This window comes from Accumulibacter sp. (genome assembly GCF_036625195.1).
Classification (GTDB): Bacteria; Pseudomonadota; Gammaproteobacteria; order Burkholderiales; family Rhodocyclaceae; genus Accumulibacter.
In genome coordinates, this window is the sequence record NZ_JAZKUG010000001.1 from 1,721,862 (window position 1) to 1,736,286 (window position 14,425).

General features: G+C 63.3%; 13 protein-coding genes. 10 read left to right on the forward strand and 3 right to left on the reverse strand.

The annotated features are described in order from the left end of the window. Positions 1 to 9 precede the first annotated feature (9 nt). The 4 genes from V5B60_RS07400 (at position 10) to V5B60_RS07415 (ending at position 4,557) form a co-directional block, all read left to right on the forward strand. Positions 10 to 1,080, forward strand: a complete 1,071-nt coding sequence (locus V5B60_RS07400) for a sulfate/molybdate ABC transporter ATP-binding protein (RefSeq protein WP_332346421.1) — start codon at positions 10 to 12, stop codon at positions 1,078 to 1,080. 101 nt (positions 1,081 to 1,181) lie between these two features. Further along, on the forward strand, positions 1,182 to 1,649 hold the full coding sequence (locus V5B60_RS07405; protein ID WP_332346422.1) for a hypothetical protein: 468 nt from the start codon (positions 1,182 to 1,184) through the stop codon (positions 1,647 to 1,649). 16 nt (positions 1,650 to 1,665) lie between these two features. Then, on the forward strand, positions 1,666 to 2,835 hold the full coding sequence (locus V5B60_RS07410) for a hypothetical protein (RefSeq protein ID WP_332346423.1): 1,170 nt from the start codon (positions 1,666 to 1,668) through the stop codon (positions 2,833 to 2,835). 9 nt (positions 2,836 to 2,844) lie between these two features. Beyond that, the gene (locus tag V5B60_RS07415; RefSeq protein WP_332346424.1) at positions 2,845 to 4,557 is read left to right on the forward strand and encodes a cache domain-containing protein; all 1,713 of its coding nucleotides are present in this window, start codon (positions 2,845 to 2,847) and stop codon (positions 4,555 to 4,557) included. 70 nt (positions 4,558 to 4,627) lie between these two features. On the opposite strand, the gene V5B60_RS07420 is transcribed toward V5B60_RS07415, so the two are convergent. Beyond that, entirely contained in the window at positions 4,628 to 5,848 is a 1,221-nt protein-coding gene (locus V5B60_RS07420; RefSeq protein WP_332346425.1) for an IS110 family transposase, read from the reverse strand. 160 nt (positions 5,849 to 6,008) lie between these two features. Here V5B60_RS07420 and V5B60_RS07425 point away from each other — a divergent pair, with 160 nt between their 5' ends. The 6 genes from V5B60_RS07425 to V5B60_RS07450 all read left to right on the forward strand — a co-directional run bounded on the left by V5B60_RS07425 (position 6,009) and on the right by V5B60_RS07450 (position 11,673). Beyond that, on the forward strand, positions 6,009 to 7,253 hold the full coding sequence (locus V5B60_RS07425; protein ID WP_332346426.1) for a putative bifunctional diguanylate cyclase/phosphodiesterase: 1,245 nt from the start codon (positions 6,009 to 6,011) through the stop codon (positions 7,251 to 7,253). Positions 7,254 to 7,352: 99 nt separating this feature from the next. Continuing rightward, complete coding sequence (hemA, locus tag V5B60_RS07430; protein WP_332346427.1) at positions 7,353 to 8,615, forward strand: glutamyl-tRNA reductase; 1,263 nt, start codon at positions 7,353 to 7,355, stop codon at positions 8,613 to 8,615. 72 nt (positions 8,616 to 8,687) lie between these two features. Then, the gene (gene prfA / locus V5B60_RS07435; RefSeq protein ID WP_332346428.1) at positions 8,688 to 9,770 is read left to right on the forward strand and encodes a peptide chain release factor 1; all 1,083 of its coding nucleotides are present in this window, start codon (positions 8,688 to 8,690) and stop codon (positions 9,768 to 9,770) included. Further along, on the forward strand, positions 9,760 to 10,674 hold the full coding sequence (prmC, locus tag V5B60_RS07440; RefSeq protein ID WP_332346429.1) for a peptide chain release factor N(5)-glutamine methyltransferase: 915 nt from the start codon (positions 9,760 to 9,762) through the stop codon (positions 10,672 to 10,674). Before prfA ends, prmC begins: the two co-directional genes overlap by 11 nt. A gap of 9 nt (positions 10,675 to 10,683) precedes the next feature. Continuing rightward, complete coding sequence (gene grxD / locus V5B60_RS07445) at positions 10,684 to 11,007, forward strand: Grx4 family monothiol glutaredoxin (protein ID WP_332346430.1); 324 nt, start codon at positions 10,684 to 10,686, stop codon at positions 11,005 to 11,007. Between the two features lie 132 nt (positions 11,008 to 11,139). Beyond that, positions 11,140 to 11,673 carry a hypothetical protein gene (locus tag V5B60_RS07450; protein ID WP_332346431.1) on the forward strand — a complete coding sequence of 178 codons (534 nt, stop codon included), beginning with the start codon at positions 11,140 to 11,142 and terminating at the stop codon, positions 11,671 to 11,673. 59 nt (positions 11,674 to 11,732) lie between these two features. Here the strand turns inward: V5B60_RS07450 and V5B60_RS07455 are convergent, their stop codons facing one another. After that, positions 11,733 to 13,019: a serine/threonine-protein kinase gene (locus V5B60_RS07455; protein WP_332346432.1), complete on the reverse strand. Its 1,287-nt coding sequence runs from the start codon at positions 13,017 to 13,019 to the stop codon at positions 11,733 to 11,735. Between the two features lie 15 nt (positions 13,020 to 13,034). After that, positions 13,035 to 14,423 (reverse strand): argininosuccinate lyase, encoded by a 1,389-nt coding sequence (argH, locus tag V5B60_RS07460; protein WP_332346433.1) that lies wholly within the window; start codon positions 14,421 to 14,423, stop codon positions 13,035 to 13,037. Between the last annotated feature and the right edge of the window lie 2 nt (positions 14,424 to 14,425).

Below are 14,425 nucleotides of genomic sequence, written 5' to 3' on the forward strand. Positions count from 1 at the left end.
CGAACACCGATGAGTATCGAAATCCGTTCAATCGGCAAGCGTTTTGGCGCCTTCGTCGCGCTGCAGGACGTCAGCCTGCACATTCCGACGGGTGAGCTGGTCGCCCTGCTGGGACCCTCCGGCTGTGGCAAGACGACCCTGCTGCGGATCATTGCCGGCATGGAAACGGCCGATAGCGGGCGGGTTCTCTTTGCCGGTGAGGAGGCCACCCATGTCCATGCGCGCGACCGAAACGTCGGCTTCGTCTTCCAGCATTATGCCCTGTTCCGTCACATGTCCGTCTTCGAGAACGTTGCCTTCGGTCTGCGTGTCAAGCCCCGCCGGCTGCGTCCTGACGAGGCGGAAATCCGCCGCCGGGTCGGTGAGCTGCTGAAGCTCGTGCAGCTTGACTGGCTGGCCGACCGTTACCCTTCACAGCTGTCGGGCGGACAGCGCCAGCGCATCGCTCTGGCGCGCGCGCTGGCAGTCGAACCACGGGTGCTGCTACTCGACGAACCCTTCGGTGCCCTCGATACCAAGGTACGCAAGGAACTGCGTCGCTGGTTGCGTCGCCTGCACGACGAAATGCACATCTCGAGTGTCTTCGTGACGCACGATCAGGAGGAAGCCCTGGAGGTGGCCGATCGCGTGGTGGTCATGAATCAGGGTCGAATCGAGCAGATCGGCTCTCCCGACGAGGTCTACACGAATCCAGCGTCACCCTTCGTCTATCAGTTCCTGGGCAACGTCAACGTGTTCCACAGCCGGATGCACGGTGCCTGGGCGGAGGTCGGCCGGGAGCAAACCGGAGCCGCTACGAGGGCAGGGGCGACCGCCTACGTGCGACCACACGATATCGAAATCGAGCACCACCCCGTTGTCGGCAGCCTGGAGGCGGTGGTGCAGGAAGTGCACGCCATCGGGCCTGTCGTACGCGTCGAACTGGCACATGCTTCCGAACTGATCGAGGTCGAACTGACGCGCGAGCGCGCCAATGCCCTGGCCCTGGCCAAGGGCCAGCAGGTCTGGTTGAAGCCACGCGAACTCAGGGTTTTTGCGGCAGCGCCAGCGGTGCTCGAAGACGCGGGGTCGGGAATCTAGAGAGTGATCGCGGGCGCACCGGCAGGAAGCCGGATGAATGGTCGCCAAAACCAGCGACGGCGGCTGATAAGCCGGCACATTGTCTGGTACGATGCGCCGTGATGGAGAAAACTCCTGCCATTAAATTCGCTACTTCCCTCTTTCAGCTGACGCTGTTGTGGATTCTGGCAAGCGGCCTTTTCGCTGGCTTCGCTCGCGCCCAGTCGGAGCCGGCGATGCTCGTGATCGCGCATCCGACGATCGCCGAAGACTCCATACCGCGCGCCACGTTGCGTGCCATCCTTGGAATGCGCCTGCAGCGATGGCCCGGCGAAACACCGGTAAAGGTCTTCGTGCTTGCCGACGAGACGCCGGAGCACGCCACCTTCAGCAAGTCCGTCCTGCAGGTCTTTCCGCAACAGTTGCGCATGGCCTGGGACCGGCAGGTCTTTTCGGGCCAGGGCCAGTACCCGGAGATGGTTGCTTCACCACAGGAGATGTTGGCCAGGGTGGCATCCACACCCGGTGCCATTGGTTACGTCAAGGCGAGCGAGGTGACTCCGAATGTGCGTGTGCTCAAGATTCGCTAGGACCGCAGCGAGCATCGTGCTGGCCGGCTGCTTGCTGTCCTGGCACACGGCGTCCCATGCGCTCGACCTGCTTGATGGCGACTTCCAGTTGCACGGCTTTGCTTCGCTGACGCTGGTGACCACGACCGACAACAACTTCTTCGGCCAGAGCGACAACCAGATCAGCAAGGATTTCTCCGAAGTCGGTGTCAATGCCTCGTGGCGTCTGACGCCGGCGCTGCAGCTTTCGGGCGGACTGCTGTCGCGACGGGCGGGCGGCACTGACGACGGCGGCGTGCGGCTCGACTACGGCTTGCTCGACTGGGCGCCGATGTCGAGTGAAGAAGGCCGGGCCGGGATTCGCATGGGGCGGATCAAGACTGCTTATGGTCTGTACAACACGACACGCGACGTCCCCTTCACCCGGCCCAGCATCATCCTGCCGCAGTCGATCTACTTCGAGCGGACGCGCAACCTGACCGTGTCCGCGGACGGTGCCGAGGTGTACGTCGAGCGCTTCGGCGAAGGCGGGACGCTCTCGGCGAGCTTCGCCTATGGGCAGCCACAAACCGATACCGAGGCGGCAAAAGTGCCTCTGGTCGGTCTCGACCGTCCCGGCAAGCTCGATTCAAAGTTGGCGCCCGATCTGCAGATCCTCTATGAGGGGGCCGGCAACAGGTATCGGCTGGCGTTCACGGCGCTGCGTCTCGACCTCAAGTACCAGCCGGGTTACCGGGACATCCTGCAAGCGGGCAGGTTCAGGCTGACGCCACTGATCTTTTCCGCCCAGTACAACGCCGAGAACTGGAGCCTGACCAGCGAATACGCCTTGCGCCGGACTTCCGTCACCGATTTTGGTCCGTACTTCTACAACGGCACCTTCAACGGACAGAGCTATTATGTGCAGGGGACCTATCGGCTGACGCCGCAGTGGGAAGCCCTGCTGCGCTACGATGCCTTCTACGCCGATCAGAACGATCGCGATGGCACGGACTTCGCTGCCGCCACCCGCCTTCCCGGCTTCACCCGCTTTGCCAAGGACTGGACCGTCGGCTTGCGTTTCGACGTCACACCCCAGTTCATGCTGCGCGCCGAGGCGCATTTCGTCGACGGCACAGGCTTCCTGGCGGCGCAGGACAACCCGAATCCGCAGGCCCTGCGCCGCTACTGGGACAACTTCATGCTGCAAGCCTCCTTCCGTTTCTAGTCGCGACGAATGCCGGAAAGAAAACCCCCGACGGGAGACCGTGGCGGATCGCGCTTCCTCAGCCTCAAGTGGAAGGTGCTGCTGACCCTGGGTGCGGTCATGCTGTCGGTCAACGGAGTGCTGTCCTGGTTGCATTATCAGGATCTGATGACCCGCTTCGACGAGCAGCGCGCCGAGACCCGTGCACGCCTGGCGGCACAGGCATTTGCCCTGCGCAACGAGGTTGGCTTGCGGCTGCAGGCACTAGCTGGCGTCCTGGCTGCCCTCGATTCGGTTGGTGTCACCCTGTTCCCGACTTCGGCTGGCAATGCCCTGCTGCGGCAGCACTTCGACAGCTACTGGCCTGCTCTGCAGTACGGCTACGGAATCGACTCGCTGCAGGTCTACCTGACGGGCGGCGAGCAGTTGGCTGCGTGGACCAGTTCTGGCGGGCCTGAGGTCCAGCCGACCGTGCAGGTGACCGAGGTCATCAACAGCGAAAGGGCGACGAGCTGGACAAACTGCAGCGAAGTGTGCACCGAATATGCGGCCGCACCCATCCTTTCGGCGGGAAAGGTGGCCGGCGCTGTCGTCGTCGGCAGTTCTCTGGCTGAGGTCGTCAATTCGTTCCAACGCGTCACCGGCGCCGATCTGGGTGTCCTCGTCCCGCACGTCGGGCCTCTTTCGGAGGCTTCGGGCGACGAAGCCTTTCTGCCGCGGCTCGGTCTGCGAGCCATCCCCCTGAGCAGCATGGGCAGTCATCGGCCTCTCCTGCGCCAGCTGCAGTCACTGCCACAGACTCCCCCTGGTCCCGCGCATGCCTACCTTTCGCTACCTTACGACGGCAGGCAGTTCGAGCTGTCGTTTCTTGTCCTGGATTTCCCCGCGGCAGCTTCCAGGCCGGCGACGATGGTGGTCATCGACGATCTGACGCTGGCGCTGGTCGATATCCACCAGTCCGTGGTGAGCCGCCTGCAGGGCGAGCTGCTGGTTTCACTGGTGTCACTGCTGCTTCTGTCGCTGCTGGTGAACGCCCCGCTGCAGCGTATGGCGCGGACCGCCAATGCGATTCCCCTGCTCGGGCGCAGCGCCTTTGCCGAGGCACGGCGACGGATCGCTCCCCGGCCCCGTCGCCTGGTCGAGGACGAAATCGACAGGCTGGATGAGGCGGCGATCGATCTGTCGTACCGCCTCGAGACGCTCGAGCGCGACGTCGCGGCTCACGCGGCGGTAACCGAGGGAATGCTGCAGCGGATCTCGGTCGAACGGGACTTCAGCCGCAGTCTACTCGATACGGCGCAGGTCATCGTCCTCACGCAGTCCGCTGCCGGTCGCATCCTCACGCTCAATCGCTACGGGCGCCAGCTTGCCGGTCTCGGGGAGGAACAGCTGGCGGCCAGCTCCTTTTTTGAACTCATTGGTGGCGACTCGCTGCAGGTGGCTGCGGCACGGCAGGCCGTGCATGAGATCGCTTCGGGCGATCGTCAGCATGTGCAGCTTGAGTCGATCCTCCAGGGCAAGGGCGGCGAGTCCTACGAGATCACCTGGAATCATTCGCGGTTGGCCGGGCAGCCGGGTGATGCCGTGATGGTGCTGTCAGTCGGTGTCGACCACACCGAACGGAAGTATCTGGCGGAACGTGATCCGCTCACGGGGCTGGTCAATCGGCGCCACTTCCAAGACATCCTGCGCAGGGCCCTGGTCGATGCCCGCCGCTCGCGGCGTGATGGTGCGCTGCTTTAATGTGAAAGAAGCCAGTCTCCAAGCGTGCGCATACAGACCGCGCTGGGTCATGGTGATCGGTTGTCGTGAATCAGGCGGCTGCGGGGATGAAGCCGAAGCGAGTCAGAGCCTTGATCCAGCGAGAGGCGTTGCGCTGCACACAGAGCTGCTCATAGTTGGTGGCGGAATCCCGGTAATAGTCGCCGCGCTTGAGCATGAAGAAGATGGTGCGCAACATCTTGTGGGCGAGCGCGACGATGGCGCGCTTGTGGCCACGACGAACGATCAGCGATTGGAACTTGGCGTGGAACGCTGACTTGGTGCGGCTGGCGGCGTGAGCGAACTCACACAGGAGTCGTCGGACGTAGGGATTGCCCTTGCGAACGCGTCCGGACTTGCGCTTTCCGGCGGACTCGTTGTTGCCCGGACAGATGCCCACCCAGGAAGCCAGACGGTCGGGACTGCCGAAGACGCTCATGTCGCTGCCGATCTCGACGAGCAGCATGGCGGCACCGACGGTGTCGACACCCGGCAGGGTTTGCAACAGGGCCAGCGCGTTGTGCTCGCTCGCCAACTCGTCGAGTAGACGGGCGTCAAATCGGGCGATGCGCGCTTCGAGTTCCTCGATATGCCGCAACAGCTCGTCCAGAACGAACACGTGACTCGCGGTCAATTCGCCCTGCAGGGCATCGTGCAACTCCTCACGGCTGGCCTTGAGGCGCCGGCTGGCGAGTGCCAGGACCTCGTTCGGCGCCTGCCCCTTGAGAATCCCCTTGATCATCGCCCGTGCCGACTGACCATGCATGTCACTGACCACCACACCCAGCCGGATGCCGGCATCGGTCAGCACTTTGTGCAGGCGGTTCTTCTCCGACGACAGCAGCCCGACCAGCTTCTGCCGTTGCCGGGCGATCAAACGCAGTTCGCGCAGCTTGGCCGGCGGCACGAAAGACCCGCGCAGAAGACCGGCTCGCGCCAGCGTGGCCAGCCATTGCGCATCGCCGATATCCGTCTTGCGGCCCGGCACCTGCTTGACGTGCCGGGCATTGACCACCGTCGCCCGGATACCGACCGCCTCGAGCGCCGCATACGGACTCTTCCAGTAGATACCCGTGCTTTCCATGACGACTTCGTCCGGATCAAGCGCCGCCGCCCAGAACCCCAGCTCCCGCCGGTCCCGTTTGAACGCGCCAAACTGCCGCTGCTCGATTCGTGTCTCGCCGCTCGCTTCTTCGATGATCGCACAGGCCGTGATCTGTGCCTGGTGAACGTCCAGGCCAATCACTCGTTTGTGGATCGGAACCAGTTCCATTCTGTCTCCTTTCCTCATAAACTCGAACGTGGGAGGCGGCGGGTGCCAGAACCGAAGTTGCCTGAAGGCGACAGGTCGCCAGCGGCCCTTTTAATGTGTGCGCTCGATGGCAGCAATCCGGGGTACGAGTCGGTTCAGCGGGTCACGTTAGCTTGCGGGGTTGGACCGCCAAAATATTGCGCGACCTCTACACGGCGCCTCCCAACCCGCATCTTCTTTCATCATCCGGGGCGGCCGCAACTGCAATGACCGTTATCTTGACCTCGATGCCTTCAAGTACGTCAACGACGTCAGCGGCCACCAGGCAGGTGACGCGCTGCTCAAGATCGTCGCCGAAGAGGTCGCGCACGTCGCCCGCACGAGTGACCGGATCGGGCGCCTGGGCGGCGACGAACTCGGCGTCCTGCTGCACGAGTGCGACAGTGCTGGCGCGGTGCAGGTGGCGGAGAAGATCAACCGACGCCTGGCCGAGATCAAGTTTCCCGGTCTCGGAGCCAATCACCGCGTATCTGCGAGCATCGGCATCGTCGTCTTCTCGGCGGCCAAGATGAATGCAGAACTGCTGCTGACCAACGCCGACATCGCCATGTACCAGGCCAAGTCGAAGGGGGGAGGGGGGTGGCACGTCTACTCGGAGGGAGAGGGGGTGCAGGAAAGGATGCAGAATCGCCTGCACTGGGAGGAGATGATCAACCGCGCTCTGGCCAATGATGGGTTCATCGTTCACTATCAGCCGATCCTCGACATTGCTTCGCGCAAGGTGAGCCATTTCGAGGCGCTGGTGCGCATGCGCGCCGGCGACGGCGGTGTGGTGCCGCCGGGCATGTTCATGGAGGTGGCCGAGAGCAGCGGTCTGATACGCGAGATCGATCGTCATGTGACGGGCATGGTCCTGGCACGGATGGAGCTTTCTCGTCGGGCAGGGCGGAGGTACAGGTTCTCGATCAACCTGTCGGGTGTCAGCATCAATGACGCCAGCCTGCTGTCCTTCCTGCGCGAGAAGCTGGCGCAGAGGCGCGATCTAGCCGGTGACGTCGTGTTCGAGATTACCGAAACGGCGGCGGTGGCTGATTTCGCTGCCGCCCGCAGGTTCATGGGAGCCGTCCGGGAACTCGGTTGCACGTTCTCGCTCGATGATTTCGGCGTCGGCTTCTCGTCGTTCAATTACGTCAAACAGTTGCCGGTCGACTACGTCAAGATCGACGGTTCTTTCGTCCGCTCCCTCGTCGACAGTCAGGACGACCAAGTCTTCGTCGAGGCACTGTCGAAAGTGGCGCATGGATTCGGCAAGAAAACCGTCGCCGAGTTCGTCGAGGATGAACGCGCCCTGAACATGCTGGCCAGCTTTGGCGTCGACTACGCTCAGGGCTACTTCATCGGCAAGCCGGCGGAGGAGATCCCTTGAGCGGTCGCGGGCTTCCTGGGACCCGGGGTGGCCGGGGTGCCGGTGATATAATGCGCGGCCATCCACGGCCCATCCGACTTGCGACCACTCTCCTCCAGCATGCCGTTGTATACCCTGGGCATCAACCACCATTCGGCGCCACTTTCGATTCGTGAGCAGGTGGCTTTCCACCCCGAAAGTGTACAGCTGGCGCTTGCCGACCTGACGCGTCGCAACTCGGTTCATGAAGCGGCAATTCTGTCGACCTGCAACCGTACGGAGGTCTACGTGGCGACCGATGCGCCCGACGTGGCTTGCCAATGGCTGGCCGAGTATCACCGGTTGGAGCGGCGACAGATCGAGCCGTACCTGTATACCTACCCGGAGCGCGCGGCCGTGCGGCATGTTTTCCGGGTGGCCAGCGGACTTGATTCGATGGTCCTTGGCGAGCCACAGATCCTGGGGCAGATGAAGGAGGCCGTGCGTGCTGCCGATGAGGCAGGGACGTTGGGAACGACCCTGCACAAGCTGTTTCAGCAGTCCTTCGCGGTAGCCAAGGAGGTTCGCTCGACGACTGCCATCGGTTCCAACATCGTATCCATGGCGGCGGCGGCAGTTCGACTGGCGTGCAGGATCTTCGAGCGGATCGCCGAGCAGCGCATCCTCTTCATCGGCGCCGGCGAGATGGTCGAGCTGTGTGCCCGTCATTTTGCCGTGCAGCAGCCGAGGCAGGTGGTGATTGCCAACCGCACGGTCGAGCGTGGGCTTGCTCTTGCCGATCGCTTTGGTGGTTCGGCCATCCGCCTCGAAGAACTCGGCGAGCGCCTCCCCCAGTTCGACATCGTAATTTCGTGCACTGCCAGCCCGCTGCCGATCATCGGCCTCGGCATGGTCGAACGGGCGATCAGGGTGCGTCGCCATCGCCCGATGTTCATGGTTGATCTCGCGGTCCCACGCGACATCGAACCCGAGGTCGGCGACATGGACGATGTCTTCCTGTACACGGTCGATGATTTGGCGCAGGTGGTGGAGTCCGGCATGGAATCGCGGCAGGCCGCCGTGGCGGACGCAGAGGCGATCATCAGCGAGCGTGTCGAAGTGTTTCTGCGTTGGCTCGCGACGCGGGCGACCGTTCCGGTCATCCGTTCGCTACGGGATGCGGCCGAACGCGCTCGCAGGCACGAGGTCGAGCACGCGCTGAAACTGCTGTCCAGGGGCGAGGATCCGGCACAGGTCCTCGAACACTTGTCGCACAGGCTGACCAACAAATTTCTGCATGCTCCGACACAGGCGTTGACGCAGGCCGGTGGCGACAACCACGACCTGCATTCGCTCGTCGGGTTGCTCTTCCACCCGCACGTGGATCACCGCCCAGGCGATTGACCGGCCGCGCCGAAACCACACTCCCGCTGGAACCCGATCCCGCATTCCTCACCTGCCGGAACCGACCATCTGATGAACGAAAGCATTCGTGAAAAACTGGAGCACCTTGCCGGGCGACTCGACGAGCTGGACCGCATGCTGGCGCAGGGTGAAGCGACCCGGGACATCGATGAGTATCGCAAATTGTCGCGCGAGCACGCTGAACTTGGCCCGCTGGTTCTGCTGTACCATGACTGGCGGCGAGCCCAGGCGGATTTGGCAAGCGGCATCGAGATGCTGGCGGATCCCGAGCTGCGGGAGCTGGCCGAGGCCGAGGTTTCCGCCATTCGCGGACGCCTGCCGGCAATTGAAGATGAGCTGCAGAAGCTGCTGCTGCCGCGCGACGCCAATGACGAGCGCAACGTCTTTCTCGAGATACGCGCCGGCACGGGTGGCGATGAGTCCGCACTTTTTGCCGGCAACCTGTTTCGCATGTATGCGCGCTACGCAGAGCGTCGGCGCTGGCAGGTCGAGGTGATCTCGGCGAGTGTTTCCGACCTCGGTGGCTATCGCGAAGTCATTGCCCGCATCGTTGGCGGTGGCGTTTACTCCCGCCTGAAGTTCGAGTCGGGAGGTCACCGAGTGCAGCGTGTTCCAGAGACCGAAGCACAGGGCCGCATCCATACCTCGGCTTGTACCGTGGCGATCATGCCGGAGGCGGAAGCGCTGGAAGAGGTTCTGATCAGCCCAACGGACATCCGTGTCGATACCTATCGTGCATCCGGCGCGGGAGGTCAGCACATCAACAAGACCGACTCGGCAGTGCGCATCACCCACCTGCCCACCGGGATCGTCGTCGAGTGCCAGGATGACCGCTCGCAACACAAGAACAAGGCGCAGGCGATGTCCGTCCTGGTCGCTCGAATCAAGGATCTGCAGGAACGCGAGCAGCACGCCAACATCGCTTCCACGCGCAGGAACCTCATCGGCAGCGGTGATCGTTCGGAGCGGATTCGCACCTACAACTTCCCACAGGGGCGCGTGACGGACCACCGGATCAACCTGACGCTGTACAAGATCGACGCTATCATGGATGGTGAGCTTGACGAACTCATCACGGCACTCACTGCCGAGCATCAGGCTGATCAGCTGGCCATGCTCGCCGATGCCGGGTGACGCGTCTGGCAGCGGCTTGGTGACGACCATCGGCGAAGCTTGGCGGCTTGCAAGACAGCGGATCGATCGCCTCGATGCCCGCCTGCTGACTGAGCACGTGGCCAGTTGCAGCCACGCCGACCTTCTCGCTCATCCGAGCCGGCCGCTGTCAGCGCGGCAGGTGTGGCAACTCGAAGCGCTCGTGCAGCGACGTACGAGCGGTGAGCCTCTCGCTCACTTGGTCGGGTCAGTGGGCTTCTACGGTCGCGAGTTCAGGGTCAACGCCGACGTGCTGGTGCCGCGTCCCGAAACGGAACTGCTGGTGGAACTGGCACTCGAAAGACTGCGAGCGTTGCACGAACCCGCTGTCGCGGATCTCGGAACGGGTTCCGGCGTGTTGGCGATCAGCTTGAAGTGCCTTTGCCCGCAAGCCAGGGTGGTGGCAGTCGATCTGTCACCAGCGGCGCTGGCCGTGGCGCGAATGAACGCGGCTCTGCACCGGGTGAGCATACGCTTTCTCGAAGGCGATTGGTATGGACCACTCGCTGGTGAGCGCTTCGATCTGATTGTCGCCAACCCGCCCTACGTGGCCATGTCTGACCCGCATCTGGAGAGCGGTGGCCTGCCGTTCGAACCGCGGATGGCTTTGACCGATGGTGTCGCGGGGGGCGACGGACTGGACTGCACGCGGGTGATCGTTGGCGGTGCGGCGATGCACCTGCTGCCGGGAGGCTGCCTGCTGATCGAGCATGGGCATGATCAGGGCGAGGCAGTTCGCCAGTTGCTGCAAGAGGCCGGTCTGGCCGGCGTGGCGACCTGGTCCGACCTGGCAGGGATCGAGCGGGTCAGCGCTGGGCGCGTGCCGGGCAGCCGGGACAAAGAGTCGCAGCAGGACGGTTTCTTTCTTCAACCAGATGAGCTATGAGGTTTCAAGATGGATGTGCAGCAGCTGATCAAGGAGCAGGTGACGAGCAACCCAGTGGTCCTTTACATGAAAGGGACGCCACAGTTTCCGCAGTGCGGCTTCTCGGCGGTGTCGGTCCAGATTCTCAGGGCTTGTGGTCTTTCGAGTTTCTTCAGTGTCAATGTCCTCGAAGCCCCGGAGATTCGCAGCGGTATCAAGGAGTTTGCCAATTGGCCGACGATTCCGCAGCTGTATGTCGGTGGCGAGTTCATCGGCGGTTGCGATATCATGCGCGAGATGTACGAGGAGGGCGAGTTGCAGAAGCTCCTGCAGGATCAGGCTGGCGTCAGCTGAAGACTCGTTCCGCTGGCAGTGGCCATGTCGACGGGCATGGCCTCGCCGACACTCGCCTGGGTTCGGGCTCTTCTCTCCGCAGTCGCTTGGCGCGACCATCAGCCGCTGGCAGACCATTCAAAGGGAGGCCACATGACTATGCGACCCTCAATCGGACGGTTCGCGCCGACCCTGTTTCTTGCGATCGTGCTTTCGGCGTGTGCCGGTTACAGCGGCTACGGCCTGAAGCCCGGCGTGGCGACCGTGTCCGACGTCATGGCGACGATGGGCACGCCGGCGATGCGTTGGCTGGACGCCGATGGCAGCGAGCAGCTGGCCTATCCTCGTGGCCCATCCGGTCCGCAGACGTTCATGGTCTTCATCGCCCCGGACGGCAGACTGCGGCGGATCGAGCAGGTGCTGGACATGGAGCACTTTGCGCGTATCGAGCCGGGCAAGAGCGACCGGGAGTCCGTCCTGCGTCTCCTCGGTCCGCCGGTGCCGCAATGGACCGAGTATTTCAGCGCGCGCAACGAACTCGTCTGGGAGTGGCAGTTCTGCGATTCGTGGAACCAACTCGCGCGCTTTGACGTCCTCTTCGACGCAAGTACCGGGATCGTCCGCACGAGTTACCAACGCCAGGCACTGATGGGCTGGAATGGCGTAGCACCCTTCTGCGGCCACTGAGCAGCACACTCGGCGCCACCGCCCGCGCCGCGGCTTACTGGGGCCATCGGCAGCCGGCGTCAGAACGAGACGAGGCGGACATTGGCCGAGGTCAGCCGATCGCTGAGGACGGCGAGGAAGGCCTGGTAAAAGTGCATGCGGCAGGTTGCCGACGATTCCTGCAGGGCAGCCGCGGCGATCATCACCAGCTTGGCGTCGGTCAGCGCGACGACGTCGGCGCCGCGCAGCGCAGTCGCCTTGCCGATCACCGCCATTTCACCGAAACACTCGCCACTGGTCAGCAGATCGAGAAGCATACCGTTCTTGAGCACTTTCAGTTCGCCTTCGGCGAGGAAGTAAAAGCAATCCCCTACCTCGCCGTCGGCAATGATGACGGTGTCGGGGGCAACCCGGCTCCATCTCGAGAAGCGGACTACTTCCCAGATCTCGGCTTCGGAGAACTCGGCAAAGAAGCCGAATGACCGAAGCTTTTCGAACTTCTCGAAATCGGCCATGCGCTCCGCTGGCACGCTTGGCCTCCTGCCGCGGAAGGCGAGAGTCAGGTCGTGTCCGAACTCGGTCCAACTGCTGTACCGCGCATCCAGCTGCTTGTTCATCGCACGCGCGACGATCGCATCGAGCGCTGCGGGGATCTCATTGCGCAGCGACGACGGGCGGCGCGGCTCGGCGTTGATGATCTGGTATATCAGATCGTAGCTGTTGCGTGCCTGAAACGGCAACTGCCCGGTCAGCAACTGGTACATGACGACGCCGAGCGAGTAGATGTCGGTCTGGTGATCCAGCGCTCGGTCCTTCACCTGCTCGGGCGACATGTAGGCGGGCGAGCCGATGCCGAGTACCAGCGTCCGCTCTGGCGAACCGATGATCGCGGCGCCAAAATCGGAGACCTTGATGTCACCCTGATTGCGGTCGGTACTGGCAAAGAGGATGTTCGCCGGTTTGATGTCGCGATGGGTGATGCCCATCCGAAAGGCGAAGTCGAGCGCCCGAGTGCACTTGAAGATGATTTCGACGACACGCTCGATGGGCAGCAACTGGCCCCGGGAGCAGACGCTTTCGAGTGTGCCGCCCGGAACATACTCCATGACGATGTAGCAGAGCTGGTCATCGACCACAGCATCGTAGGTCTGCACGATGTGCGGGTGGGACATCTTGCCGATCAGCGCGGCCTCGTTGAGGAAGAGGTGAGTGTATAGCTTGCCTCTCCTGGGATCCTTGAGGATGCCGGGGAAAGCAATCTTGATCGCCACCTCGCGTCGTGAGAACGGGTCGCTTCCCAGATAGACGGTGGACGTCGCCCCGCGGCCGATCTCGCGCACCAGTTCATACTTTCCGACCTTGTCCATCCCGACGACAGGCGCCTAGGTTGGCGAACGGGCGCGGGCGATCGCTGCCCTGACTTGCCGTGGCGCCGTGGCGCCGTGGTGATCGCGCGCTGCCAGTGAGCCCTCGACCGTCAGCACGGCGAAGACGTCATCGTCGATCAGCGGCGAGAACTGGCGCAGTTCGGCGAGCGACAATTGCGCCAGGTCCGTACCCCGCTCCTCGGCGCGGCGAACGGCCTGCCCCACTGCTTCATGGGCATCACGAAACGGCAGGCCCTTGCGGGTCAGGTAGTCGGCGAGGTCGGTGGCTGTCGCAAAACCCTGGCGCAGTGCGCTGCGCATGTTCTCTGCATTGGCGGTGATCCCGGGGATCATCTCGATGAAGATGCGCAACGTATCGGTAACGGTGTCGATGGCGTCGAAAAGTGGCTCCTTGTCTTCCTGGTTGTCCTTGTTGTAGGCCAGTGGCTGGCCCTTCATCAGGGTCAGCAGGCCGACAAGGTGGCCGAAGACGCGGCCGGTCTTGCCGCGTGCCAGCTCGGGCACGTCCGGGTTCCGCTTCTGCGGCATGATCGAGCTGCCGGTGCAGAAGCGGTCAGCCAGGGTGATGAAGCCGAAACGCGGGTTCATCCACAGCACGAGTTCTTCCGATAGCCGCGACAGATGCATCATCAGCAGGGCGCTGGCGGCACAGAATTCAATCGCGAAATCGCGGTCCGAGACGGCATCCAGTGAATTCCCGCAGACTGCGTCGAAGCCGAGCAACTCGGCGACGTACTGCCGGTCGATCGGATAGGTGGTGCCAGCGAGCGCGGCCGCCCCGAGCGGCAAACGGTTGGTGCGACGCCGACAATCGGCGAAGCGTTCGGCGTCCCGGCGCGCCATCTCGACATAGGCGAGCAGGTGGTGTCCGAGGGTCACCGGCTGCGCGACCTGCAGGTGGGTGAAGCCAGGCAGTGGGGTTGCCGCTTCCCGCTCCGCCAAGTCCAGGAGGCGGCTCTGGAACTCGCCAAGCAGGGCGTCGATACCGTCGATCGCGTCGCGCAGGAAGAGACGAATGTCGGTCGCCACTTGGTCGTTGCGCGAGCGACCGGTGTGCAGCCGTTTGCCGGCGTCGCCGATCAGCGTCGTCAACCGTTTCTCTATGTTCAGGTGCACGTCTTCCAGGTCGACCGACCAGAGGAAGACACCGCTGGCAATCTCGTCTGCCACCTGCGTCATGCCCCGCTCGATGTCGGCAAGGTCGGCTGCACTGATGATTCCTTGCCGCGCCAGCATCGTTGCGTGCGCCAGCGAGGCCCGGATGTCTTGCCGCCACATCCGCTGGTCGAAGCGGACCGAGGCGGTGTAGCGTTTGACGAGTTCGGAAGTAGGTTCGGAGAAGCGGCCGGCCCAAGTGTACTGGGAAGGGTCCGATGGGCTCATGG

Coding starts and splice junctions, on each gene's coding strand:
- prmC (WP_332346429.1), top strand. CDS start 9,760: ATGCCGGGTGACGCGTCTGGCAGCGGCTTGGTGACGACCATCGGCGAA.
- hemA (WP_332346427.1), top strand. CDS start 7,353: ATGCCGTTGTATACCCTGGGCATCAACCACCATTCGGCGCCACTTTCG.
- V5B60_RS07450 (WP_332346431.1), top strand. CDS start 11,140: ATGACTATGCGACCCTCAATCGGACGGTTCGCGCCGACCCTGTTTCTT.
- V5B60_RS07420 (WP_332346425.1), bottom strand. CDS start 5,848: ATGGAACTGGTTCCGATCCACAAACGAGTGATTGGCCTGGACGTTCAC.
- V5B60_RS07405 (WP_332346422.1), top strand. CDS start 1,182: ATGGAGAAAACTCCTGCCATTAAATTCGCTACTTCCCTCTTTCAGCTG.
- V5B60_RS07400 (WP_332346421.1), top strand. CDS start 10: ATGAGTATCGAAATCCGTTCAATCGGCAAGCGTTTTGGCGCCTTCGTC.
- prfA (WP_332346428.1), top strand. CDS start 8,688: ATGAACGAAAGCATTCGTGAAAAACTGGAGCACCTTGCCGGGCGACTC.
- V5B60_RS07455 (WP_332346432.1), bottom strand. CDS start 13,019: ATGGACAAGGTCGGAAAGTATGAACTGGTGCGCGAGATCGGCCGCGGG.
- argH (WP_332346433.1), bottom strand. CDS start 14,423: ATGAGCCCATCGGACCCTTCCCAGTACACTTGGGCCGGCCGCTTCTCC.
- grxD (WP_332346430.1), top strand. CDS start 10,684: ATGGATGTGCAGCAGCTGATCAAGGAGCAGGTGACGAGCAACCCAGTG.
- V5B60_RS07415 (WP_332346424.1), top strand. CDS start 2,845: ATGCCGGAAAGAAAACCCCCGACGGGAGACCGTGGCGGATCGCGCTTC.